This window comes from Formivibrio sp. oc-25, assembly GCF_055810895.1.
Genome location: NZ_JBVVOL010000010.1, coordinates 53,274 through 77,675 on the forward strand (window position 1 = coordinate 53,274; position 24,402 = coordinate 77,675).

Here is a 24,402-nt window from a genome sequence, read left to right on the forward strand (position 1 = left end):
GCATGGCGCTGCCCAACCTGCATAACTACGCGCAGGGATCGTGGAAGAGAAACTCTGCCGCCAGGATGAATTCCCGGCAAGTTCAAAACAAAGCGCCGCAGGCGCGAAATTTCAAACAGGAACACCTTGATGCTAAGCCCAGACCAATTCCTTGCCTTCCTCGCCGCAGCCATGTTGATCACCCTGTCGCCCGGGCCGGATAACCTGATGATCCTGAGCTTCGGCGTTTCGCGCGGGCGCCGTCAGGGAATGACGTTTGGCCTGGGTTGCGCGCTGGGCTGCCTTAGTCATACGCTGCTCGCCACGCTGGGCGTGAGCGCGCTGATTGCCGCCTCGCTGTGGGCGTTTACCGCGCTGAAAATCTGCGGCGGCCTGTATCTGGTCTGGCTCGGTATCGGTGCACTCAGAAGCCGGGGCAGCACCTTTCAGGCAAACAGCGAGGCCGGGCAATCGCAGGATTCCTTGCGCGCCCTGTTTGTAAAAGGTTTGATCGCCAATGCCATCAATCCCAAAGTGGTGCTGTTTTTCCTCGCCTTTCTGCCGCAGTTTGTGCGCACTGCTGAGGGCGGCATTGCCTGGCAGACCGCGCAACTGGGCATCGTGTTTACCCTGCAGGCTGCGATTCTGTTCGGCTTGCTGGGTTATTTCTCCGGTCATGTCGGCCAGATGCTGGTACGCAGTCGCAAGGCCGGCATGTGGCTGGACCGGATCGCCGGCGCCATCTTTGTTCTGCTCGGGTTACGCCTGATTGCCAGCAAGCTGTGACTATGCACTGTGCTGGGGCGATGGGACGCCTGGCTTGATGCAATCCGGGCCCATATCAGTGCGGGCTGATACTGGCTGCGGTGGAATTAGTTGACCTGACGAATGGCATGGTTATTGCTGCGCATGGGGTGTGATCATGCTTAAGCGGTTTTCTCCATGCCTCAATCAATCCCGATGGATCCGGCCGGCGCGCTGCCGCCGATGCTGTTCAATGAGCTGGTCGAGCAGGCACCGCTGGCCATTGCCATTACCGACCACAATGGCCGTATCCTGTATGTGAATCCGGCATTCAGCCGTACCACCGGTTATGCTGCCAGCGAAGTGCTGGGCGGCAATCCCTCCCTGCTTTCCTACAAGGTCACTCCGCGCAGTGTCTACGATGCGCTGTGGCAGAGCATTGCCGCCGGCCAACCCTGGCAAGGCGTATTGGTGAACCGGCGCAAGGATGGCAGCCGCTATCTGTGCGAGCTCTCCATTACCCCGATTCAGGATGAGGGTGGCGCGCGCTATTACCTCGGCATTCACCGCGATGTGACCGAGTTGCACGAACTCAATGAACGCCTGCAAAACCAGAAGCGCCTGATCGAGTCGATCATCGATATGGCGCCGGTTGCCGTGGCCTTGCTCGACGAAAACGAACGGGTGCTGCTCGACAATCAGGAATACAAGAAGCTGATGGGCAGTTTTGGCAAGCAGGAGCCGGCCACGGCCATCCTGACCAGCCTGCGCGCCGAGCTGGGCGAGCCTGCCTGGCTGCAGTTGCAGCAAAAGGGCGAATTTGTCGACCAGACCTTGCGCTTTGATCGCGCTGGCGGGCTGGGGCCACGCTGGCTGGCGATTTCCGGCAGCTGGTTCCTGCAGAGCGAACCCTCGGCCGAATCATTTTTCGCTGCGGCGCCCAAACGCTATCTGTTGCTGGTGCTGACCGATATCACCGCGTTGAAGCGGCAGCAACAGACCCAATGGCTGCAAGCCTTGCGCACCATGCTGGCCGAGGGCGAACTGGTTGCGCGCTTGCGCGAAACGCTGTCCGGTGCGGCTTATCAGCTGTCCGGGCCGCTCAACATGATGGCGGCGGCAGAAAAACGCTTGTCGCAGCGATTGCCTATCGTCGATCCGGCCATGGCGGCGATCAGCGATGCGCGCCAGCAGGGCGAATCTGCGCTGGCGCTGCTGCAAAGTGCCATGCCCCATATCCAGCCGGAAGCGTGGATGCCGCTCAATTGCAACGAACTGCTGCACGATGTGCTGGATCTGCTGACCGACCGCCTGCTGGCCGAAGGCGTGGTGGTGGATTGGCAGCCGGCCCTGCGTCTGCCACCGGTCAACGGCCAGGCCGTGGCCTTGCGCGGTGCGCTGAAACAATTGGTGGCCAATGCGCTGGATGCCCTGCATGAAAGCCGCCGACCAAGCCGCGACCTGAAGCTGGGTACGCGACTGGATGGTGATTGGGTCGAGCTGGATATCGTCGACAGTGGTCCCGGCATCCCGGAAGCCTTGCGTCTGAAGGTGTTCGAACCCTTCTTCACCACGCGCCCCGGCGGTGCACGCGCCGGCATGGGCCTGGCGCTCGCGCAGGAGGTGATCCAGCGCCATGAAGGTTGCCTGGAGATCGATGCCGGGTATCAGTCCGGATGCCGCGTCGTGGTGCGTTTGCCTGTCGCCAAGGAGGAGGTCGCTCATGGATGATCCATTCTATCCCGATCTTTCCGTTGTTGATCTGGCCGCCATCGACCGGCTGGAGGCTGCCTTGGCCACGGTGTATGGCGTCAGCCAGGTGCTGTCGCGTTCGCTCAATCTGCCGGAAACGCTGCGCGAGGTTTTGCATATTCTGGAACGCGAGGCCGACATCCATCACAGCGTGGTCAGCCTGACCGAGCCGGACGAAGCCGGTGCGGTGGTCAGTGCCGTACATGGCATTCGTGGCCCGCTGCCGATTGTGCGCTACGAAATCGGCGAAGGGCTGACCGGTGCGGTGCTCGCCGGTGGGCGCACGCTGTCGATTCCGCGCATCGCCGAGGATGAGCGTTTTCTCGATCGCCTGGGTTTGTTCAAGGGAGAGTTGCCCTTTATCGCGGTGCCGATCAAGGTCGGTGACGAGATTGCTGGTGTACTGGCGGCGCAGCCGGATATCCCGGATGGACTTGATCAGTACACGCAGTTGATCGAGATGGTGGCCAATCTGGTCGGGCAGAGTGTGCGTCTGGCCTGGCAGGTGGCGCGCGAGAAGCGTGAACTGGTCGATGAGCGCGATACCCTGCGCCGTACCGTCAAGCGCGAGTTCGGCTTTGATAATATCGTCGGCCACAGTCGCGACATGAAGCGCATATTCGAGCAGATCCGCCAGGTGGCCAAATGGAATACCACGGTATTGATCCGCGGTGAAACCGGCACCGGCAAGGAGCTGATCGCCAACGCCATTCATTTCAACTCGCCGCGCGCAGGCGGTCCGTTCGTCAAGATGAACTGTGCCGCCTTGCCGGAAAACCTGCTGGAATCTGAATTGTTCGGCCATGAAAAGGGCGCATTCACCGGTGCCGTTACCCAGCGCAAGGGGCGTTTCGAGCAGGCTGATGGCGGTACGCTGTTCCTGGACGAAATCGGCGAGGTTTCAGCCGCCTTCCAGGCCAAGCTGCTGCGCATCCTGCAAGAAGGCGAGCTGGAGCGTGTCGGCGGCAGCCGCACCCTGAAAGTCAACGTGCGCGTGATTGCTGCCACCCACCGCGATCTGGAGGGCGCGGTGGAAGAGGGCAATTTCCGCGAGGATTTGTATTACCGCCTCAATGTGATGCCGATCTACGTGCCGTCATTGCGCGAGCGCCTGGAGGATGTGCCGGAGATTGCGCGCCATTTGCTAGTGCGTATCGGCCGTGAGCAGGGGCGTGAACTGGAACTGGTGGAAAGCGGCGTGCGCGTGCTGCTGGCGCACTATTGGCCGGGCAATGTGCGCGAATTGCAGAATTGCCTCGAGCGTGCCGCAGTGATGAGCGAATCCGGGCGCATTGATCGCGAATTGCTGCAGTTGTGCGGATTGTCCGATAGCCCGGCGGCGATGCGCCCGGTGACGGTCGATCTGAATGATCCGAACCTGTCCGAACGCGAGCGGGTGATTGCCGCGCTGGAGCAGGCCGGCTGGGTCCAGGCCAAGGCGGCGCGGCTGTTGAACATGACCCCTCGTCAGATCGCTTATCGGGTTCAGACACTCGATATTCCCATGCGTCATCTATAAAGGAATCGTGCACGGGGCGGAGGGCAGCGCAAACGATCTTGCCGATCTGTCATAACCCCGACAAATGCGCCGAATTTGTTGCAATACTACAGGATTTTCATGGGTCCTCCTCCTCTTATCCCGCTGATTCAGCGGGATTTTTTTTGTGCTGGCGCTGGCACGCGCCTTGCAAAAAATAAGATGAGACGACTACGGAGCATCCAACGTGAGCGCACAAATTCTTTCCTTCTCGCCGGCTTCATCCTGTGGCAGCAGCTCGAGCGGCGGTGAATGTCATGATCCGCGCGTGGCGGATCACCCCTGTTATTCCAAGGATGCCCACCACAAGTTTGCGCGGATCCATCTGCCGGTGGCACCGGCTTGCAATATCCAGTGCAATTACTGCAACCGCAAATACGATTGCAGCAATGAATCGCGTCCGGGCGTGGTTTCCGAAGTGCTGAGCCCGGAAGAAGCCGCGCGCAAAGTGCTGGCCGTGGCGGCCGCCATTCCGCAACTGTCGGTGGTAGGGATTGCCGGGCCCGGCGATGCATTTGCCAACTGGCCGCGTACTGCTGCCACGCTCAAGGCCGTGAAGAAGGTGCTGCCCGGCTTGCGGCTGTGCCTGTCGAGCAACGGCCTCAATGTGGCCGCGCACGCCGATGAAGTCGCAGAACTGGGGATCGAGCATGTCACCCTGACCATCAATACGCTCGATCCAGCCATTGGTGCGCAAATCTATCCGTGGATTTTCTGGAACCACAAGCGCCGCAAGGGGCTGGAGGCGGCAGAAATCCTGATCCGTGAGCAATGGCGTGCGGTGCAGTCGCTCACTTCACGCGGCCTGCTGGTCAAGATCAATTCGGTCTACATTCCGGGGATCAATGATGACGAACTGCCGAAAATCAGCCAGAAAGCCGCAGCAATGGGCGTTTCGATCCATAACGTGATGCCGCTGATTTCGGATGCCAGCCATGGCACCTGGTTTGGCCTCGATGGCCAGCGCGGCCCGGATGAAGCCGAGCTGGAAGCCATGCGCGCGCGCTGTGCCGAGCATTTGCCACAGATGGGGCATTGCCATCAATGTCGCGCCGATGCAGTGGGTATGCTGGGCGAAGATCGCGGTGCCGAATTTGGTCGCGAATCGCTGGCGGACATGGTGCTGGATGCCCAGGCTATTGCCGAACGCCATGCCGCCGTTCAGGCAGCATTGAAATCCGGGGGGGGCAGCACATGGAAAATCGCTGTGGCGACCGGAGATGGCGCACGTGTCGACCTGCATTTCGGCCATGCCGAGGCGTTCCGTATTTATGAAAGCGATGGTCATGGCGTCAAGCTGGTGGCCTTGCGCCGCACCTCCGCCTATTGCCAGGGGCCGAGCGACTGTGGCGACGATGATCAGGCACTGCCCAGATTGGTGCAGGGATTATCCGACTGTGCTGCTGTGCTGGCGGTACGCATCGGCTATGAACCCTGGCAAAAACTTGAGAAGGCCGGCATCCAGCCGGTGGTCGAGCATGCCTTTGCCGCGATCGAGCCTTCTGTCCTGGCGGTGGCACAGAAACTGCATGCCCAAGCCTCAGGATTAATTCAGAACCGGGCCTGACCATGGCATACGCAATTACCGACCGCTGCATCGCTTGTCATGCCTGTATTGCCGTGTGTCCCAACCAGGCCATTACGCATGCAGAAGGCCTGTTTGTGATCGATCCGCAGCACTGCACCGAGTGCGCCAGCGATTTTGCCGATCCGCAATGCAGCAGTATCTGTCCGGTGGAAGGTGCCATCGAAAACGAATGGGGCGATGCGGTCAATCCGCCCGGTTCGCTTTCGCCGCTAAAGGTCGCCTGATTTGCTGTATCTGCTTGTTCGCTCAAAGGAGGGAAATCATGAACCTACCCATTGCCCTCAACATGGAATCGATCGCCGCCTGGCGGCAGGTCTATAAATTGTTGCGCTACAGCGAGCTTATGGTGCACGCGGCAGGTTTTCCCAATGACCATCTGCTGGCTACCATCATTACCAGTCAGTCGATGGGGCGCAGTGTGCTGCCGCCCGATTTCGGCTTGGGCGAAGCCCGCTTGCAATGCATGACTTCCCGCCATTTCCCTGGCCTGAGCTTTCATCTGCCCGAACACTGGCGGTCCGCCGAACATTTGCCCGAGCATGAAGATCTGGTGAATCTGCTACTGCGCTACCGTGCCGGGCTGGATGATAGCGAGTACGATGTGGCACTGATCGTGGCCACGGCCTGTATGGGCCGGGATCATCTGTGGCAGGATCTTGGGCTGAACAACCGGCAGGAGTTGTCGGATCTTTTCATCCGCAATTTCCCGCAATTGGCGGCGCTCAATGAGCGTGACATGAAGTGGAAGAAATTTCTGTACAAGCGGCTGTGCGAAGAAGATGGGGTTTATGTCTGTCGCGCCCCATCCTGCGAGGCGTGCAAGGATTATGGTAACTGCTTTGGGCCGGAAAACTGAGGCCTTGTAACCTTCACGATCTTGCAGCGAAGCCGTGATCGCGAAGGTTCCTGGTCTAGTCACTCAGCCTGTCTGTGACGGTGTGCGATCATCGTGGCAGACGGGCTTTTTGTTTGGGCCAGGTGCTGGTCTGGATAAGCTAACGGAAGGGTTCCACGCGCTCTTGTGTGGTGCTGTGCGCAACAGGATGCTGGAATATACTGGATACCGCGGCGCTTAGCCGCCTGGCCAGGTCGAATAGGGGATTGAGTGCATCATTCACCGTACTCGCTAAGCCTTCCATGAAGTCGATCGCCATAGGGTCCTCTCATCTTTCGAAGGGTTCACTTACCGGATTGGGTGTAATTCATCACCGCTTACTACTGGCAATGCGGGTGGATCACACAGCTGTCACTCTAGCGGGTGGCGGTGGCGTTGTCAAAAGGCGACCTGTTTTTAAAATTGAAAATTAATCAGGATATTATGTCCAAGTTTGATGAGTTGTTTTCGCGTTTTGATCTCCTGTTGCGCCGGCTGGATAACTGGTTGCCGGATGTTCCGCCAGCCGTGGATTGGTCGGCGCAGGCCTATCGCTGGCGTAGTGTCAATGGACGCGGCTACTTGCAGGCAGTGGCGCATCCGCATGAAATCGGGCTGGACGATCTGGCGGCCGTGGATGAGCAAAAACGGCAATTGCTGGAAAACACCCGTCAATTCGTCGCCGGGCGTACCGCCAACAACGTGCTGCTGACCGGCGCGCGCGGCACCGGCAAGTCATCCCTGATCAAGGCCGTGTGGCAAGCATTCCGTCATGCCGGCTTGCGCCTGATCGAGGTGGAAAAGGCGCATCTGATCGATTTGCCCGACATCATGCAGCTGCTGTATGGCCGGCCGGAACGCTTCGTTGTCTTCTGCGATGATTTGTCATTTGAAGAGGGCGACCATGGTTATCAGGCGCTCAAGACCGTGCTCGATGGCTCGATCGCTGCCAGTGCTTCCAACGTGCTGCTCTATGCCACTTCCAACCGCCGCCATCTGGTGCCGGAATATTTCAGCGAAAATGCGGCGACCCGGCACGTCGGGGAAGAGGTGCATTTCTCCGATGCGGTCGAGGAAAAAATGGCGCTGTCCGAGCGCTTTGGCCTGTGGCTGACTTTTTACGCCATGGATCAGGAAGCCTATCTTGCTGCCGCGCAAATCTGGCTGAAGAAGCTCGGCTTTGCGCGTTGGGATGACGAGGTTCGGCACGAAGCGCTGCAGTGGTCACGCATGCGCGGCGCACGCAGCGGCCGGGTGGCGTGGCAGTTTGCCCGCGATCGAGCGGGGCGTCTGGCATGATGATGCAGATGACAACTCAATCCGCGCTGAGCATTTTCTGCAGTTCGCGCTGATAAGGGCCGGATTCGCGCACGCTGGCGATCGTGCTCCAGATGCGCTGGGCCAGCTCCGGGTGGGTGTTGGCAAAAGCATGTGAAAACAGCAGATAGCCTTCGCGTGTTTGTAGCGGCGGCTCCAGCCGGATGATCTTGTCGGCAAAGGGCGGCTCCTTGAGCAAGCGCTCGCCCTGGTGTTCGTTGAGCACAACCGCGCTGACTTGTTCCAGCAGCAATTTACGCAACAGCAATTCGGGCCGTTTGTCGCTGTCGTCGACCTGTGCGCCCAATCCGCGCAACAGTCCGACTGCGCTGTAGCCAAGCTGGGCGGCTACAGGTTTGCCTGGCACCGCCAGAGTCTTGCCATCCCAACGGATTGCCTGAGGGGTGGTTTTCAGCACGAAAAACACATAGGTTTCATCCGACATGCGCCGGTTGGTGTCTATCTGCTTTTGCGAAGTAAGAGGGTAGGCGCCCGTGCTGATGCGCTCGGGCCGGAACGAGGCTGCAATAGCCCCGTCGATCTGGCTTTTCTCCACCATGGCCAGGCAGCGTTTCCAGGGCATGTTGCTGATTTCGAATCGCAAGTTGAGTTGCTTTCCGACCATCTCAAGCATCAGGTTGCTCAAGCCTTTGCCGCCACTGATGTGCCAGGGGTAGACATCCACATCGTCCTGACATAGCTGCAATGTGTGACTGGCCAGCAGCGGGCTGCTGCAGAAGGCAAGGAAAACTGGCACAAACCAGCGTATGCGCATAATGATCACTCGTTTCAATCGTGCTGAGCTTGTCCGTGCCGGATAAGCTCCTTTTGATAGGCGCTTGAACGCCTCACATTGGCAATGCTGTTCCAGATGCGCTCGGCAAGCTGTGCCTCGTGTTGGACGAAAGTGCGGGAAAACAGCAGGTAGCCATCGGTCTGGTAGAAGGCTGGCTGATGTTTGACGAGTTTGCCGGCAAAGCGGGAGTCTGCCAGTAGCCGATCGCCTTCACCTTGTGCTAATACCGCAGCGGCATCGACCCCCAGGACTACCTTGCGCAGCAGGTGTTCGGGCTGACGTTCGCGCTCATCGATTCGGGCACCATATTCCTGCAAGCGCCCGGCAGCGCTGTAGCCCATGGGAACGGCGATAGGCAGCACGGGTGGCGTCAGGCGTTGGCCATCCCAGGCCAGAGCGTTATCTTTGCGGACGTAGAAGTAATAAGCCTCGCCCGACATACGGCGGCTACGATCAGGTGTCTGGCCGTCGGCGGTGGCCGGGTAGGCGCCAAATTCAAGCCGCTCCTGCCGGAAGGAAGCCGCTACGGCACCATCAAACTCGCCTTGCCTGACCAGGGTCAGACAGCGTTTCCAGGGCAGGTTCTCGACCTGGAAATTCAGCTGTAATTGCTGGCCAACCATCCGCAGCATGATGCTGTTGAGACCCTCATTATCATGCGTGCGCCAAGGCCTCTCCTCGATTTCGTCCTGGCATAGGCGAATCGTTTCCGCTGCCAGCACGGGCGGCGCAATCGACAGCAGCATCCATGCAAGACAATGTTTCATCCGGGCTCCAGTCGGGCGATGGATGTGCGCTCAGATCAGGTCTGCTCTGAGCGGGGCGCCCAATCGGATGATAGCAGAAGCCCTCATCAGCCAGCCGGCTCGGGTCATACAGATTACGACCGTCAAAAATCATGGCGTGCTTCATCATTCGCTTCATTGCGGTGAAATCCGGGCTGCGAAATGCCCGCCATTCCGTGGCGATGATCAATGCATCGGCATCTTGCAGGGCTTCATGCGGGGATTGCGCAAAACCCAGCCCGGCATGTTCACCCAAGACGTGTCGAGCCTGACCGATGGCTACCGGGTCGTGCGCGCATATCGTGGCCCCGCGAGCCAGCAATGCCTCGATGATGGCCAGGCTGGGTGCCTCGCGCATGTCGTCGGTGTCGGGTTTGAATGCCAAACCCCACAGGGCGAAATGCCGGCCGCGCAAGTCTTCGCCGAAGGTTGCAACGATTTTGCCGACCAGGATTTTCTTTTGTGCGCGGTTCACATTTTCAACCGCTTGCAGGATGCTGAGTGTTTGGCCGCAGGCTTGCGCAGTACGTTGCAAGGCCTGCACATCCTTGGGGAAGCATGACCCGCCATAGCCCAGACCAGGATACAGGAAATGGTAGCCAATCCGGTGATCTGCGCCGATACCGCGACGTACCAGCTCAATATCGGCACCGATATGCTCGGCCAGGTTGGCCAGCTCATTCATGAAGGATATCCGAGTGGCCAGCATGGCATTGGCGGCATACTTGGTCAGCTCGGCCGAGCGGGCATCCATGTACAGGATGCGGTCGTGATTGCGCACGAACGGCGCGTAGATGCACTGCATCAGATCGCGTGCGCTATGGTCATGGGTACCGATAATGATGCGATCCGGATGCATGAAGTCATCAATGGCCGCGCCTTCCTTCAGAAATTCCGGGTTGGATACCACGCTGAAACCCAGTTGCTGGTTGCGCTTGTCCAATTCTGAGCGAATGGTCTGGTTGACCTGGTCGGCCGTGCCAACCGGAACGGTCGATTTGTTGACGATGACCTTGTAATCCTGCATGTGCAGGCCGATGCAACGAGCTGCTGCCATGACATGCTGCAGGTCGGCCGCGCCGTCTTCGCCTGCTGGCGTGCCGACCGCGATAATCTGAATCGTGCCGTGCGCCACGGCCTCCGCAGGATCGGTGGTAAAGCGCAGCCTCGCGGCGGAAGCGTTGCGACGCACCATCTCTTCCAGGCCCGGCTCATGGATCGGGATGATCCCCTTATCGAGCAGGGCGATCTTGTCCGGATCAACATCCAGGCAAAGTACATCATTGCCATATTCCGCCAGGCAGGCGCCTGTGACCAATCCAACGTAGCCGGTTCCAATCATCGTGATCCGCATGCCCGTGTTCCCCTTGCCATGTCATGCGGACACGATACTTAGGCTCTGTTGACATTTGATTACTTTTTACGCGGCTGAGGTTTTTTGCTCCAGTACAAGGCATTTCCCAGGCCGCGGTACAGGTACCGCAAGTGGGAAATAACGCCGTAATGGAGCAAAAGACCCAGCCGCCCGAAGGGCAAGTCCGCCATTCTTGCTGGTGGCTTCGTCGCCAATGCTCGCAAGGCTTCAGCCTTCCTTGCGCTTAGCTTCTCGCCCCAGCAATCTGGCGGACTTGCGTAAAAAATGATCAAACGTCAACAGGGCCTAGCCTATGCGGCAGAAATATTTCAGAGTGGCTTGTTTCTGTTCGGGGCAGTAATCGCGAGAACCTTTTCTGGTCAAGGGTATCTACCACTTTGTTTTTCACGGCAACCTGCGCATAATCGGTCGGTTATCACATTCATTTCTGCTTATGGACTGGCGCCACAATCGCCCTTTTCGCATCCTGCTGTTGTTGTGCACAGTTCTGATTGTGCTGGCTGGTGTCGTCCCTTATTTTGTGCCGCTGGACATGATCCACACCGATCTGCAGGCACGTCTGGCTCGCGATACCCGGCGCAATCTGGTGGTCAGTGGTGGTACGCGCTTTGTTTTGCTGCCGCGCCCGGCCTTGTTGCTGGGGGCTGCCTCGTTGTCCGAACCGGACAGCGAAACCGTCTTCGCCCGTTTCGATCATGCACGGCTGGGCTTGGCGGTCTGGCCTTTGCTCACGCGTGGTGAATTCGTGCTGCGAGAGCTTGAGTTGGATAGGCCGCAGCTGAGCCTGTTGCGGCGCGAGGATGGCTCGCTCAATTTCGAGGATTTGCTGGCCCAGGGCGAGGAAAAGCGTCAGCTGCATTTTGGTCTGGAAGAATTGCATTTCAATGATGCCGAGCTGAGGCTGTCCGACGAATTCTTGGGCAGCACGCTTTCCCTGTCGCAGCTGGATCTGGCGCTGGAAAACCTGGCTGACCCCACCAATGGCAAGCTGCTTGCCTCGGGTGGTGTGGTCGTGGGCCAGCAAGGACAGCCTGCGGATTGGCAGGGCATGCTCGAAGCCAGTGCCGCGATGCGTTACAACAAGGATGAACGGCGCCTTCTGGTGGCCAATCTCCAGTTGAGCCTGCTGCAGTCGGGCCAGAGCGCCTCGACTGTTCGCATTAGCCAGGGCAAGCTCGGGGTGACGGGTAACCTGGTCTATGGCTGGCAGCCGCTCAGGCTCAATGGCGGTGAGCTCAAGCTCAACGGCGAGATGATGCGTGCCGGCCAGCGGTGGAAACTGAATCTCGATTTGCCGGAAATCCGCGTTACCGATAGCAAACTGGCATTGAACCGCCTGCTGCTGGCTGCAACCATGCAGAGTGCCAATGGCAATTTTTCATCCCGTGTGGAAGTGCCGGCGCTGGCTGCGGTTGGCCCCGGCGTGCTGCGGGCGAGTGCGGCCAAGATCGATGTCAAGGTCAACAGCCCGGAACAGAATTTCTCGCTGGCTTTTTCCAGCCCGCTTGAGTTGCGCTCCCAGGGCCAGGCTGCGCTGACCGGATATAGCCTGGTGGGTAGCTATGGCAACCGCAATTTGCCACGCGGCGCCATTCCGTTTGATTTGCAGGGCGAGGGATTGCTTGATCTGCGGCGCGAGCTGTTGCAACTGGCCAGCCGGGGTACGGTGGATCGTTCACCGGTCGATGCACGCCTGCAACTGGCCGACTTCGTTGCGCCGCGTTATCAGGTCAAGCTGGATCTGGCGCGACTGGATCTGTCGCCTTATCTGCCGGCGGTGGCGGCGAATGCCAAGAACATGGATCAGGATGCACCGTTTGATCTGTGGTGGCTCAACGACCTGAATGCCGAGGGATCCGTGCGGGTCGGTGAGCTGGTATTGCAAAAGATGCATATCAATGATCTGGCATTCAACCTGTCGGCCAACCAGCGCAAGCTGGTGCTGGACCCCTTGTCGGCCACGGTGTACGAAGGCCGCCTTACCGGCCGGGCCGAAGTCGATGCCAGCCGCAATGCACCGGTGTTCCGTCTGCAGCAACGTCTGTCCAACATGAATATCAATCCCTTGCTGGTTGATGCACTGGCCACCAGCCGTTTTGAAGGGCGCGGCTTTCTGGACCTGGATGTCGCGGCAGTGGGTGGCAAGGTTTCCGATCTGCGCCGCACCGCTGGCGGCAATGTGCGCTTGCAGTTGAGCAAGGGCTCGGTCCGGGGGCTGGACGTGGAGGCCGTGCTGCGGGCAACTGCCAACCAGGTCAAGGCACTCAATGGCCAGAGTGGTACGCAGGCCACCAATCTGGATGCGCGCACCCGCTTTAGCGAGCTCAAGGCATCCCTGGCGCTCAAGCACGGTGTCGCCAGTAATAACGATCTGGCAATGACCGCCGGGGTGCTGCAACTTTCCGGCGGCGGTACCATCGATTTTGGCGCTGGCAGCCTTGATTACACCATGAAGGCGAGCGCCAATCCGCGCGTGCCGGAGCTTGCCGATATCGCCGGGCTGACATTGCCGATCCAGCTGGTGGGCTCTCTGGCATCACCCGAGTACCGCATCGATTATGCAAGTCTCAAGGAACAACTGATCGCACGCCAGAAGGCCGAAGCGCAGGCGCGCGTCAAAAAAGCGGCGAGCAAGAAACCTGTTGTGCGCAAACCTGCAGTCAAATCGAAATGAAACCCTCCTTCGCGGCACGTCTGATCGACTGGCAGCGCCTGCATGGCAGGCACGACCTGCCCTGGCAGGTGGCGGATCCTTACTTTGTCTGGTTGTCGGAAGTGATGCTGCAGCAGACGCAGGTAGCTACCGTCATTCCTTATTTCCAGGCTTTTGTGGCGCGTTTCCCCGATGTTCACGCCTTGGCGGCAGCACCGGTGGATGAGGTCATGGCAGCCTGGAGCGGGCTGGGTTACTACAGCCGCGCCCGTAATCTGCACCGGGCTGCCGGCAAGGTCGTGCATGACTGGCAGGGCCGGTTTCCGCCAACACAAACTGATCTGATGGCACTGCCCGGCGTTGGCCGTTCGACAGCTGCTGCGATTGCCGCATTCTGCTTTGGTGCCAGGACAGCGATCCTCGATGGTAATGTGAAACGGGTGCTGACGCGCTGGGCAGGCATCGAGGGCTGGCCGGGCGAGCGCGTCACGGAGGCACGATTGTGGTCGCTGGCCGAATCGCTGCTGCCCGGGCAGGAGTTGCCCGCATATACCCAGGGGTTGATGGATCTGGGCAGTACGGTTTGTACGCGCAGCAAGCCGCGCTGTGATGCGTGTCCGCTGGCCGATGATTGCGTGGCCAGGCACGAAAACCGCCAGGCCCGGTTGCCCTCGCCCAAACCACGTAAAACGCTGCCGGAAAAGCATGTCGTGCTGCTGCTCATCTGGCATGAAAACCACATCCTGCTTGAGCGTCGGCCGCCAACCGGCATCTGGGGAGGGCTATGGAGCTTGCCGGAAGCGCCTGACACACTGTCGGTTGCCACCATGTGCCGCCAGCACTATGGCCTGGAGGTGGAGTTTGATCCGCCGCAGGATGACTTCGTGCATGTCTTTACCCATTTCCGTTTGACGATCACCCCTTTGCCTGGCCATGCGACCGCAATGCCCGCCGTGCAAGACCTGCCATTCGAATGGCATTCGCTTGAATCAGCCTTGACATTGGGTTTGCCGGCTCCGGTGAGGCGCTTGCTTACAAAGGCGTAGGCGTTTCTCCCTTCGCGTATCAAATGGCGAATTCAAATTAAGCGCATATTTCTGGCTGCCGGGGGGGCACCTGCCGGATGGGATTGCTCTGTATCATCGATAACACCAGATGATTTTCTTGTCACCGACTTCGGCATGGAAGCTGATCGGACTTCATTTCAGTGTCATGCTCGAAAAAGCTGCTCGTGACCGTTATTCCCTCTGAGTTGCACCTCCTTCCATGATCATTTTCTTCTTTCTCGAAAAAATAGCTGTGTGGTAGGGGATAAGTCCCGGTTGCAGGGGGCGCTTTCTTTTTGTTTGTAAGTTTTACATTATGGTTATTAATTTAATAATTTGTTTTTGTGTTTTTTAATTTATTGATTTTTAAGTTAATTGTCCGTTTGTCAGTTTTTCCTTACATGGTGTTGAGGTGGGGTTGGGGTTGGGTAGTATAGTAAGTGTGTGAGTAAGTTTTAATGACTTGCAGTCTAATAATGCTGGTCTTTAGGAGGTGCATCATGCTCAAGCTAAAATCGTTTTCACTGAAAATGCGTTTATACCTTTTGACCGGCCTCGCACTCTTGGGCTTGGTTGTTCTCGGTGGCGTGGAGCTCTATGAGCAGCGAGTCGAGCAGATTGCTCTTCATAAGATGCGCGTAAAAAATATGACTGAATCTGCGCTGGGAGTTGCTAATCATTTTTATCAGCAGCAGCAATCTGGTGTGATGAGTCAGGCCGATGCACAGCGTGGTGCGCTGGAAACCCTGCGGGTGATGCGTTATGGCGAGAGCAATGATTACTTCTTTGTTTATGATTTCGACGGCAAGGCTCTACTGGTGCCACCCAAGCCAGAGCTGGAGGGGAAGACTTTTCTTGGACAAAAGGACCCTGGTGGGAATTTGCTATGGGATATGCTGGTTGCTGCCGGGAAGAAAGGGGGCGATTTCGTTGAGTATGTTTACCCCAAGCCGGGTTCAGACAAGGCATTCCCCAAGGTTAGTTACGTAGGGAGTGTTTCGCAGTGGCAATGGTCGCTCGGAACAGGTGTGTACATCGATGATGTGGATGCAGCTTTTTATGCCAGCTTGAAGAAGAACCTCTCAATTATCGCAGTGCTTCTGGCGATTATTGCGTTTGCCGCAATTCGCATTGCCAAATCCATTTTGAACGAACTGGGGGGGGAGCCTCAGTATGCGGCAGCGGTTGCAACGCAAATTGCAGGAGGAAATTTGGCATTGGATGTCAATGTGGATGGTCCGGATCAAAGTTTGCTCGGTTCTATGCGCACAATGCAGCGGGAGTTGCGCAGTATGGTTGAGCGGTTTAATCGTGCATCGAATGTCTTGTCGCACTCTTCAAGTGAACTTACGCAGGAGATGGAACAGGTCAGCCTGGGGGCACGTATGACAGCGGAGGCGACATCCTCCACTGCTGCAGCGATTGAACAGATGACCGTTAGTATCAATCATATTTCCGGTAGTGCCGCAGAAACTGAAGAAAACTCTCGTAGTGCTGACGAGTTGGCCAATCAAGGGGAAAAACTGGCAGTGGACGCGGCCAAGGAGATACAGCGTATAGCAACCGATGTAACAGATGCGGCAAGACTGATTCGTGGATTGGTGGATCGTTCCAAGGAAGTCGGCACCATGAGTATGGTCATCAAGGATATCGCCGAGCAAACAAACCTATTGGCACTGAATGCTGCCATTGAGGCTGCCAGAGCAGGTGAACAAGGCCGTGGCTTTGCTGTTGTGGCGGATGAAGTACGAAAGCTGGCTGAGCGTACAGCTAGTGCGACGCAGGATATAAATCGCACCATTCAGGCCATTCAGGGGGATACGGCTGATGCAGCGTCTCGCATGGATGTGGTAACTGATCAAGTCTCCCGAGGTGTTGATTTGACTGAGCAGGCTGCCGGTGCACTCCGGGAGATCGAGCGTGGTGCTCGTGCAACTTTGGTAAAAACACGAGAGGTCGCGAATGCTGCGCAGGAGCAAAGTCAGGCCAGTAATAGCATCGCTGGCAATGTCGAGCGTATCGCCCAGATGGTTGAGCAATCTGATGCGGCAGTTCAATCGGCGCATGATCAGGTGCGCCGGCTCGATGACCTCGCCAAGGAGCTGCATCAGGCTGCGGCCAGCTTCAAGATTTGAGTGTGGGTGAAAACCTTCCTGCAAAGCCGGCACAATGCCGGCTTTGCTGCTTCCATTGTCGCGGGTTCGGGTTAAAATCCCCGGCTTGTTGAAACATTTATTTGCGAAAGGTCTCTGTCATGCCCGTCAATCTGCCCCCGCTCAATCCGGCACAACTGCATCCGGTTCCTGGCGTAAAGCTTGGTATCGGTTCCGCCGGGGTCAAGACGCCCGGCCGCAAGGATGTGCTGGTCATGGAGCTGGCCGAGGGCAGTCGTGCCGCTGGCGTGTTTACGCAGAACCGTTTCTGTGCCGCACCAGTGCGTCTGTGCCGCGAATTTCTGGCGGGTGGCAGTGCCATCCGCGCACTGGTAGTGAATACCGGCAATGCCAATGCCGGTACCGGGCAGGATGGCGAAAACCGTGCACGGGCCGTCTGTGCCGCGCTCGCTGAAAAAATGAACCTGGCGCCGGAACAGGTGCTGCCGTTCTCGACCGGCGTGATTCTGGAACCGTTGCCGTACGAGAAAGTCATCGCCGCTTTGCCCGGCGCGATTGCCGATCTGGCGCCCGCTCGCTGGGCCGAGGCCGCCAGCGCGATCATGACCACCGATACCGCACCGAAAGCTGCCTCGGCCCAGGTCGTGATCGGCGGCAAGACCGTGACCCTCACCGGCATTTCCAAGGGCGCCGGCATGATCCATCCGAACATGGCGACCATGCTCGGTTATGTGGCGACCGATGCCGCGATCAGTCAGGATTTGCTGCAAGCCACGGTGAAGTATGCGGCAGATCGCTCGTTCAACTCGATTACCGTCGATGGCGATACTTCGACCAACGATTCGTTCATCCTGATCGCAACCGGCCAGGCAGGCAATGCCGAGATCGTCGATGCGGCGAGTGCCGATTTCCTGGCTTTGCGCGATGCGGTAACTGCGCTGTCCCAGACGCTGGCGCAGGCGATCATTCGCGATGGCGAAGGCGCGACCAAATTCATCACGATCAATGTCGAACGCGGCAGTACCCGCGAGGAATGCAAGACCGTCGGTTATGCCATCGGCCGCTCGCCACTGATCAAGACCGCTTTCTTTGCGTCCGACCCCAACCTGGGCCGCATCCTGTGCGCGATCGGGTATTCTGGCGTGGGAAATCTGGATGTGAACACGCTGGAAGTCTGGCTGGATGATGTGCTGGTCGCCAAGGATGGCGGTCGCGTGGCGAGCTACAAGGAAGAAGATGGCCAGCGCGTGATGAACAAGCCGGAAATCACCATTACGGTAAAACTCAATCGTGGCGCTGAGAGTGCCACGGTCTGGACCTGCGATTTTTCCTATGACTACGTCAAGATCAATGCCGACTACCGCAGTTGATCGTTCATGAAAAAAGAGGGGGGATGTTGCCATTCCCCCTCGTTCAGTTGTGCAGGCCGTCAGAACCACTTACTTCTTGTTGGCTGGTTTCTTGGTCATCTTGTCCGTTGTGAACTTGTAAACAATCTTGCCGCTATACCATTCGCCCGGCTTGAGTGTGATCGAAGCAAATTCCGGATGGTTTGGCGCATCCGGGAAGTGCGAAGGCTCGATGCAGAAGCCGCTACGGAACTGGTATAGGTTTCCCTTGCCCACATCGCGCGGTGCCTTGCCCTCCAGGAAGTTGCCCGAGTAGAGCTGTACGCCGGGTTCGGTGGACCAGACTTCCATGATGCGGCCCGATTTCGGATCCATGGCGCTGGCGTGGAAAGTCATTTCACCCGGTGTCTTTTGGCTGACGACGTAGTGATTGTCATAGCCATTTCCCGCCTTGAGCAGATCGTAATCCGCCTTGATGTCCTGCCCGAACGATTTGGGTTTGCGGAAATCCATCGGAGTACCGGCCACATCGCGCATCTTGCCGTTTGGCGTGAGCGCCGGGCTTACTTCCAGCACTTTGCCTGCATTCACGGTAATGACATGGTCTTCAATCGAAGAGCCCAAGTCGCCCGATAGATTAAAGAAGGTGTGCCCGGTGAAGTTGGCCACCGTTGTCTTGTTGGCAGAAACTGCGTCGTAGCTGAGCACCAGCTCATTGTTCTCCGTCACGGTATAGGTCACGCGTACCGGAAGATCGCCTGGGAAACCTTCCTCGCCATCCTTGAACAGAATGGCCATCTGCACGCTGTTTGCCGCGAGCTGCTTGGCTTCGAACGGGATAAAACGCGATCCTTTGGTGCCGCCGTGCAAGGTGTTCGGGCGACCACCGCCATCGTTGATGGCCAGTTTGTATTCGTTGCCATCCAGTTTGAGTGTGCCGCCACCCAAACGGTTGGCAAAGCGGCCAATGAATGCACCCATCGATGCCTGACCCTGCATGACGCGATCAATGCTTTCGTAGCCTTGGGCAACGTCACCCATCTTGCCGTAGCGATCAGGCACGATGATCTGCTCGATCTTGGCACCGTAGTTGGTGATGCGCACCACCATGCCCTTGCTGTTGCGGATGGTGTAGAGATCGACCTGCTTGCCATCCACTTCCTTCTTGAATGCGTCGGCCTTCAGTTCAAATGGTGTGGGGGATTCCCATTTGCTGGCTGCCAGAACCAGATGCGGGGTCAGCATGATGGCGCTGACTGCAGCGATTCCCATGACTTTGACTGCTTTGCTCATACAACTCTCCTGATGAATTTGCATTTATTTTGTTTTGGAGCCTGTTTCTGCGGGCTGTGAGCCTGCGCTGATGATGTGCGCGGGTTCGCTATCCGCTGAAATGGTCCGTTGTCTACCATTGGATTGATGGTATGACCAGATCATTATAATGACAACTTTTTTAAGCTGTAAAAAATTTTATGAAATGATGATGGGTTGCTTATTATGTTGTTGATTTTTAATTGATAAAAATAATCTTATGTAATTGAATTTGATAGGGGGCAGCAGATATCAGTGCGATGAGGCAGGGAGAGTATATGAGAGTGTACGGCCGGCAAGCGCAGATGGGGTGCTTCTGGATTAGAGGTCAAGCCAGGATGGGTTGTGCTGAATCAGCCAGAGTGCTTGCAGGGATGCAATCAGGACAATCAGATGGAACCAGCGCCAGATGCGATAGCGCAGCAGTTGTTTGTCAGGTGCACGGGTGGTGATGAGATAGGGCAGGCTGTTTTGCGGACGGTGCAGCGTGTGCGTGGCTGGCCGGGTGCGCGCCTGGCGGTGTTCGGCGGCAATTTGCGTTTGTACGGTTGCGCGCACGTGGTCCCATTCCGCCAGATCGATTTCGCCATCGCGGTTGCTGTCGAACTGCTGCAATAGTCCGTGCTTGTCGTTTTTGATTTCGCCCAGGCGTAGCGATACATCACGCTTGAGATCAAGCTCCTGATCATTGCGGACTGACGAGAATTCACCCAGTGCAAACAGCGGGTGGCCTTGCAGGATCAGCCACTCGGTATAGCGATAGCCGTCGCGTTCCGTGATGGAGCGCTCGGCGGTCTCGATCAGGGCGCCGTCGGGCAGGATCAGCACTTCGCCACTGCCGTCATCGAGCAGGAATGATGCGCTGCTTTCGTCAGTGCTGACATGGTGGTAATTGCTGCGGTTGTCGGAATCGGCGCGTTCGGTAATGCAGCGATACCATACGCAGGGCAGGCAGGTTACCGGGCTGTAGACTGGCTCACCGGCATAGCGCGCCCGGCCGCTCAATTCCACGTAGCCTTGCGCTGCCGAAACGATGCGCGAAGTCGGTGTGTTGGCGATGGCGCGCCGATAGCGCTCATTGCTGAACCAGCCCAGGGCGCTGAGTGCAGCGAGCAGGCCCAGGCAAATCATCCAGCCTGCGAGGCTGCCGATGTGCCAGGCGGCAAAGGGCAGCAACAGCGCCGGCATCGGGCTGCCAAAAAGAAAGCGACGCAGTTGCTGCAGTGTCAGGGTTGCGTTCACAGTTTCGGTGCAAATAGCGTACCGAGGTCTGCATCCTTGCGCTCGGCGGCTGTGAATTGCAGCAATTGCGCGGTATCGAAGCCAAATAGCCGGGCAATAACGACATCCGGGAATTGCTCGATACGCACATTGTTGAGGTTCACGCTTTCGTTGTAGAACTCGCGCCGATCGGCAATGGTGTTTTCCAGTTCGGTGATGCGGGCGATGAGATGCTGGAAATGTTCGTTGGCCTTGAGTTCCGGATAGGCTTCGACCGTGGCGAACAGCGCGCCAAGCCCCGAGCGCAGGGCGGTTTCGGCGGCGCCCAGTGCGCCGATGTTGCGTGCTTCGCGGGCAGCGGCCACGCCGGCGCGTGCCTGCATGACCTTTTCCAGTGTCGCTTGTTCGAATTGCATGTATTGCTTGCAGGTTTCCACCAGTTTGGGCAATTCGTCATGCCGTTGCTTGAGCAATACGTCGATGTTGGACCAGGCCTTGCTGACGTTGTGCTTCAGTTGTACCAGGTTGTTGTACAGCATGATGATGTAGAGCAATACAACAGCGATCAGGCCCAGAAATATCAACAGTGACATGGCAATGCTCCGTGGATGAGTGACCACATGTTAGCTGTGGGGTTTTCAGCAGGCAAACAGTACGAAAACGGTCGGACGCTTGCCGATTTCGGGGGGCGGGGCTTTTCGCCATTGGGCAATGGTCTGGCTGCGGATGAATTCATCGGGCAGTGTCAGGTCGCAGGCAATTGTCAATTGCGTATCGGGACGAGCCGTGGCGAGCAGTGCGGCCAGCAAGGCTTGATTGCGATAGGGGGTTTCGATGAAGATTTCCGCTTGTTTGGCTTTGCGCGAGTCATTTTCCAATCGGCGAATGGCCTCGATGCGCGGGGCCTCCTGTGCGGGCAGGTAACCGTTGAAGCGAAACTGCTGGCCATTGGCGCCCGCTGCCATCAATGCCAGCAGAATCGATGAAGGCCCAACCATCGGGGCAACGCGGATGCCCTTGCGGTGTGCGAGTCGTACCAGGTTGGCGCCTGGGTCGGCCACGCCGGGGCAGCCGGCCTCCGACATCAATCCGACATCATGACCAGCGAGCAGCGGTTCGAGCAGCGCGGCCAGTTCGTTTTCCTTGGTGTGTTCGTTCAGTTCCTGCATCCAGAGTGAGCGCAACTCGTGCGGCGTACCGAACAGTTTCAGATGCGCGCGCGCGGTTTTGGGTGCTTCGACAATGAAGTGCGTGAGTTGCCGTGCCTGGGCGAGGGTGTCGGCCGGCAAGACATTGTCGATATGGTCGCCGCCCATGGGGGTTGGAATCAGGTAAAGCGTCCCGGTCTTGTTCATGGCAATACCACATCCTCATTCTTGAGCATGCTGACTAGTTCGATCAGGGGCAGGCCGATGATGGCGGTCGGATCGCGATTTTCAATCGCGGCAATCAGTACGATGCCCAGTCCTTCGGTCTTGGCGCTGCCGGCGCAGTTGTAGGGTTGTTCGCGCTGCAGATAGGTTTCGATTTCATCATCGGTGTAGTCACGCATGGTGACACGGGTGATGTCGACGGCTGTCTGCTTGTGGCCGGTGGCTGCGTTGAGCAGGCACAGGGCGGTATGGAATTCGATAGTGCGTGCGCGCATCTGGCGCAACTGGGCAACTGCGCGTTCGTGATTGCCGGGCTTGCCCAGCTGGATCCCATCCAGCAGCGCAACCTGATCGGAGCCGATGATCAGGTGGGTGGGGTAGCGATCCATCAGTACGCACGCCTTGGCTTCGGCCAGTCTCAGGCTGGTTTGCGCTGCGGTTTCGCAGGGTAGCGGCGTTTCATCGATGTCTGGGCTGGCTGTTTCGAATGGCAGGCCGAGTCTTGCCAGCATCTCCTTGCGATAGATCGAGGACGAGGCAAGCAGCAGAGGGTAAGAGGCTTGTTTTTGCATGGCTTTTTTATCGGTTGCTAAGGCGTCAAAGGCTTTGACAGAAGGTGGTCGCGGATTATATCATGCGCGGTTTCTGGTTCGAGCCAGCAGATTATGACGGTTATTCACAGCGTGGAATTCGCCCGCGAGGGCGGTGAGCTCAGTGGCGTGATCCCGCTCAAATCCATGGCGCGGCTGCATGATCAGCTTGCCTCGCTTGAGGGTCAGGTGCAATGGCATCTGGTCGGTGGTGTGGACAAGATCGAGCGGCCTTTCCTGCGTTTGCAGGTTAAGTCCGATATCGAACTGGTCTGCCAGCGTTGTCTGAAGACCATGCCTTTCCGGGTAAGTGCGGATACTGTACTTGTGCAGTTTCCGGACGAAGAATCGCTCGATGAGGCTGTGGCGCAGGATGATGATCTGGAGGGCATCCTGTTCGAACCCGAACTTGATGTGGAAATGCTCGTCGAGGATGAGTTGCTGCTGGCTTTGCCGTATGCACCTCGACATGAGACGTGTGATCCGGCAGGTGCTCAAAACAAGCAGGCCGGCAATGCGAAACCGAATCCGTTTGCTGTCCTGGCGCAATTGAAAACCGGGAAGGCGGAAGACTCGAACTGACAAACAACTGGTTTTCAAGGAGTAAATCATGGCTGTTCAACAGAATAAAAAATCCCCGTCCAAGCGTGGCATGCACCGCGCTCACGATTTTCTGACCACCCCGGCACTTGCTATTGAAGCAACTACCGGCGAAGCCCATCTGCGACACCACGTATCGCCGAACGGTTTCTACCGTGGCCGTCGCGTCGTCAAGGCCAAGGGCGAGTAATTCGCGGCATAGCTTTGCTGCCGACAATACTGGTTATGCGGCGCAAGCAGGGGTTACCTGCTTGCGCCGTTCGCCATTTTGGGTCTGAGGACCTGTCAGTGTTTTGAATGTCTATATAAATTCAGGCGTTTATGGATATAACGGTTGCAGTGGATGCAATGGGTGGTGATCACGGTGCGCATGTAACGGTGCCGGCTGCGCTGCGTTTTCTGAAGGAACACCCGAGTGTCAATGTGGTGCTGGTTGGTTTGCCCGATGTGATCGAGGCGGAACTGCGCGCCCATAACGCCAGTGTCGATACGCGTTTGCGTATTCATCCGGCCAGTGAAGTGGTGCTGATGGATGAATCACCGCAGTCGGCGATGAAAAACAAGAAAGATTCGTCGATGCGCGTGGCGATCAATCTGGTCAAGTCGGGCGAAGCGCATGCCTGTGTGTCGGCAGGTAATACAGGCGCCCTGATGGCGACGGCGCGTTTTGTGCTCAAGACTATTGTCGGCATCGAACGTCCTGCGATCGCCAAGATGTTGCCTACCCAGAATGGCGAGACCTGTGTGCTTGATCTGGGCGCCAATGTCGACTCTACACCGCAACAACTGCTGCAATTCGGTGTCATGGGCGCATCGCTTGTCGGAGCTGTGCAGCACAGGGAAAACCCGACAGTCGGCCTGCTCAATATCGGCTCGGAAGACATCAAGGGCAATGAAGTGGTCAAGGAGGCGTCTGAGCTGTTCAAGACTTCCGGGCTCAATTTCGTTGGCAATGTCGAAGGCAATGATATCTACAAGGGCGTGGTGGATGTCGTGGCGTGTGACGGCTTTACCGGTAATGTTGCCTTGAAGGCATCTGAAGGCTTGGCGAAAATGCTGATCCAGTTCTTGCGCGAAGAATTCAAGCGTACCTGGTGGAGCAAGGTGCTGGCGGTGTTCGCCTGGCCGGTACTGGCACGCTTCAAGAAGCGCATGGATCCGCGCCGCTACAATGGCGCCACCTTGCTGGGCTTGCGCGGCATCGTGATCAAGAGCCATGGCAGTGCCGATGAAGTGGCGTTCCTGTGGGCGTTGCGCCAGGCCGAGGAAGAAGCACGCGCGGGCGTGATCCAGCGCATCACCGACAAGGTGCAAAGCCAGATGGCTGCACTGGGTAATGAGGGTGTTGCCCCCGAAAATATTTGACCGGCTTGTGTGGCCGGCCATCGCAAGGAGAGC

The 24,402-nt window shown here is 57.7% G+C and carries 22 protein-coding genes; 14 read left to right on the forward strand and 8 right to left on the reverse strand.

What is annotated here, in order from left to right; all coding sequences use genetic code 11:
• The first annotated feature begins 129 nt into the window (after nt 1–129).
• The 7 genes from AC0KVQ_RS08750 to AC0KVQ_RS08780 all read left to right on the forward strand — a co-directional run bounded on the left by AC0KVQ_RS08750 (nt 130) and on the right by AC0KVQ_RS08780 (nt 7,773).
• Entirely contained in the window at nt 130–765 is a 636-nt protein-coding gene (locus AC0KVQ_RS08750; RefSeq protein WP_473420766.1) for a LysE family translocator, read from the forward strand.
• 156 nt (nt 766–921) lie between these two features.
• Nucleotides 922–2,454: a nitrogen fixation negative regulator NifL gene (nifL, locus tag AC0KVQ_RS08755; RefSeq protein ID WP_473420767.1), complete on the forward strand. Its 1,533-nt coding sequence runs from the start codon at nt 922–924 to the stop codon at nt 2,452–2,454.
• Nucleotides 2,447–3,994 (forward strand): nif-specific transcriptional activator NifA, encoded by a 1,548-nt coding sequence (nifA, locus tag AC0KVQ_RS08760; protein ID WP_473420768.1) that lies wholly within the window; start codon nt 2,447–2,449, stop codon nt 3,992–3,994. The genes nifL and nifA overlap by 8 nt, the downstream gene beginning before the upstream one ends.
• 205 nt (nt 3,995–4,199) lie before the next feature.
• Nucleotides 4,200–5,579 (forward strand): nitrogenase cofactor biosynthesis protein NifB, encoded by a 1,380-nt coding sequence (gene nifB / locus AC0KVQ_RS08765; protein ID WP_473420769.1) that lies wholly within the window; start codon nt 4,200–4,202, stop codon nt 5,577–5,579.
• A gap of 2 nt (nt 5,580–5,581) precedes the next feature.
• Nucleotides 5,582–5,824 carry a 4Fe-4S binding protein gene (locus tag AC0KVQ_RS08770; protein ID WP_473420770.1) on the forward strand — a complete coding sequence of 81 codons (243 nt, stop codon included), beginning with the start codon at nt 5,582–5,584 and terminating at the stop codon, nt 5,822–5,824.
• 38 nt (nt 5,825–5,862) lie between these two features.
• The gene (locus AC0KVQ_RS08775; protein ID WP_473420771.1) at nt 5,863–6,456 is read left to right on the forward strand and encodes a nitrogen fixation protein NifQ; all 594 of its coding nucleotides are present in this window, start codon (nt 5,863–5,865) and stop codon (nt 6,454–6,456) included.
• A 462-nt stretch (nt 6,457–6,918) separates the two neighbouring features.
• Nucleotides 6,919–7,773 carry an ATP-binding protein gene (locus AC0KVQ_RS08780; RefSeq protein ID WP_473420772.1) on the forward strand — a complete coding sequence of 285 codons (855 nt, stop codon included), beginning with the start codon at nt 6,919–6,921 and terminating at the stop codon, nt 7,771–7,773.
• A 16-nt stretch (nt 7,774–7,789) separates the two neighbouring features.
• Here the strand turns inward: AC0KVQ_RS08780 and AC0KVQ_RS08785 are convergent, their stop codons facing one another.
• The 3 genes from AC0KVQ_RS08785 to AC0KVQ_RS08795 are packed head-to-tail and all read right to left on the reverse strand — an operon-like array spanning nt 7,790 to nt 10,726.
• Nucleotides 7,790–8,566 carry a substrate-binding periplasmic protein gene (locus AC0KVQ_RS08785; protein WP_473420773.1) on the reverse strand — a complete coding sequence of 259 codons (777 nt, stop codon included), beginning with the start codon at nt 8,564–8,566 and terminating at the stop codon, nt 7,790–7,792.
• A gap of 14 nt (nt 8,567–8,580) precedes the next feature.
• Nucleotides 8,581–9,354 (reverse strand): hypothetical protein, encoded by a 774-nt coding sequence (locus AC0KVQ_RS08790; protein WP_473420841.1) that lies wholly within the window; start codon nt 9,352–9,354, stop codon nt 8,581–8,583.
• Nucleotides 9,242–10,726: a UDP-glucose dehydrogenase family protein gene (locus tag AC0KVQ_RS08795; protein WP_473420774.1), complete on the reverse strand. Its 1,485-nt coding sequence runs from the start codon at nt 10,724–10,726 to the stop codon at nt 9,242–9,244. The genes AC0KVQ_RS08790 and AC0KVQ_RS08795 overlap by 113 nt, the downstream gene beginning before the upstream one ends.
• A gap of 454 nt (nt 10,727–11,180) precedes the next feature.
• On the opposite strand from AC0KVQ_RS08795, the gene AC0KVQ_RS08800 reads away from it, so the two are divergent.
• From AC0KVQ_RS08800 to argJ, 4 genes are all read left to right on the forward strand, one after another.
• On the forward strand, nt 11,181–13,421 hold the full coding sequence (locus AC0KVQ_RS08800; RefSeq protein ID WP_473420775.1) for an AsmA family protein: 2,241 nt from the start codon (nt 11,181–11,183) through the stop codon (nt 13,419–13,421).
• Nucleotides 13,418–14,446, forward strand: a complete 1,029-nt coding sequence (mutY, locus tag AC0KVQ_RS08805) for an A/G-specific adenine glycosylase (protein WP_473420776.1) — start codon at nt 13,418–13,420, stop codon at nt 14,444–14,446. The genes AC0KVQ_RS08800 and mutY overlap by 4 nt, the downstream gene beginning before the upstream one ends.
• Before the next feature lie 500 nt (nt 14,447–14,946).
• Nucleotides 14,947–16,581, forward strand: a complete 1,635-nt coding sequence (locus AC0KVQ_RS08810; RefSeq protein WP_473420777.1) for a methyl-accepting chemotaxis protein — start codon at nt 14,947–14,949, stop codon at nt 16,579–16,581.
• Nucleotides 16,582–16,700: 119 nt separating this feature from the next.
• Complete coding sequence (argJ, locus tag AC0KVQ_RS08815; RefSeq protein ID WP_473420778.1) at nt 16,701–17,930, forward strand: bifunctional glutamate N-acetyltransferase/amino-acid acetyltransferase ArgJ; 1,230 nt, start codon at nt 16,701–16,703, stop codon at nt 17,928–17,930.
• Nucleotides 17,931–17,999: 69 nt separating this feature from the next.
• Here the strand turns inward: argJ and AC0KVQ_RS08820 are convergent, their stop codons facing one another.
• The 5 genes from AC0KVQ_RS08820 to AC0KVQ_RS08840 form a co-directional block, all read right to left on the reverse strand.
• A complete protein-coding gene (locus tag AC0KVQ_RS08820; protein ID WP_473420779.1) occupies nt 18,000–19,202 on the reverse strand; it encodes an aldose epimerase family protein in 1,203 nt (400 codons plus the stop codon).
• Between the two features lie 339 nt (nt 19,203–19,541).
• Nucleotides 19,542–20,462 carry a hypothetical protein gene (locus AC0KVQ_RS08825; RefSeq protein WP_473420780.1) on the reverse strand — a complete coding sequence of 307 codons (921 nt, stop codon included), beginning with the start codon at nt 20,460–20,462 and terminating at the stop codon, nt 19,542–19,544.
• Nucleotides 20,459–21,034 (reverse strand): LemA family protein, encoded by a 576-nt coding sequence (locus AC0KVQ_RS08830; protein WP_473420781.1) that lies wholly within the window; start codon nt 21,032–21,034, stop codon nt 20,459–20,461. The genes AC0KVQ_RS08825 and AC0KVQ_RS08830 overlap by 4 nt, the downstream gene beginning before the upstream one ends.
• 45 nt (nt 21,035–21,079) lie before the next feature.
• On the reverse strand, nt 21,080–21,796 hold the full coding sequence (locus tag AC0KVQ_RS08835; protein ID WP_473420782.1) for an SAM-dependent methyltransferase: 717 nt from the start codon (nt 21,794–21,796) through the stop codon (nt 21,080–21,082).
• The gene (locus tag AC0KVQ_RS08840; protein ID WP_473420783.1) at nt 21,793–22,386 is read right to left on the reverse strand and encodes a Maf family nucleotide pyrophosphatase; all 594 of its coding nucleotides are present in this window, start codon (nt 22,384–22,386) and stop codon (nt 21,793–21,795) included. The genes AC0KVQ_RS08835 and AC0KVQ_RS08840 overlap by 4 nt, the downstream gene beginning before the upstream one ends.
• Before the next feature lie 93 nt (nt 22,387–22,479).
• Between AC0KVQ_RS08840 and AC0KVQ_RS08845 the strand changes: the two genes are divergently transcribed.
• The 3 genes from AC0KVQ_RS08845 (at nt 22,480) to plsX (ending at nt 24,369) form a co-directional block, all read left to right on the forward strand.
• The gene (locus AC0KVQ_RS08845) at nt 22,480–22,986 is read left to right on the forward strand and encodes a YceD family protein (RefSeq protein WP_473420784.1); all 507 of its coding nucleotides are present in this window, start codon (nt 22,480–22,482) and stop codon (nt 22,984–22,986) included.
• A 28-nt stretch (nt 22,987–23,014) separates the two neighbouring features.
• Nucleotides 23,015–23,194 carry a 50S ribosomal protein L32 gene (gene rpmF, locus AC0KVQ_RS08850; RefSeq protein WP_473420785.1) on the forward strand — a complete coding sequence of 60 codons (180 nt, stop codon included), beginning with the start codon at nt 23,015–23,017 and terminating at the stop codon, nt 23,192–23,194.
• A gap of 131 nt (nt 23,195–23,325) precedes the next feature.
• On the forward strand, nt 23,326–24,369 hold the full coding sequence (gene plsX / locus AC0KVQ_RS08855) for a phosphate acyltransferase PlsX (RefSeq protein ID WP_473420786.1): 1,044 nt from the start codon (nt 23,326–23,328) through the stop codon (nt 24,367–24,369).
• The last annotated feature ends 33 nt before the right edge of the window (nt 24,370–24,402 follow it).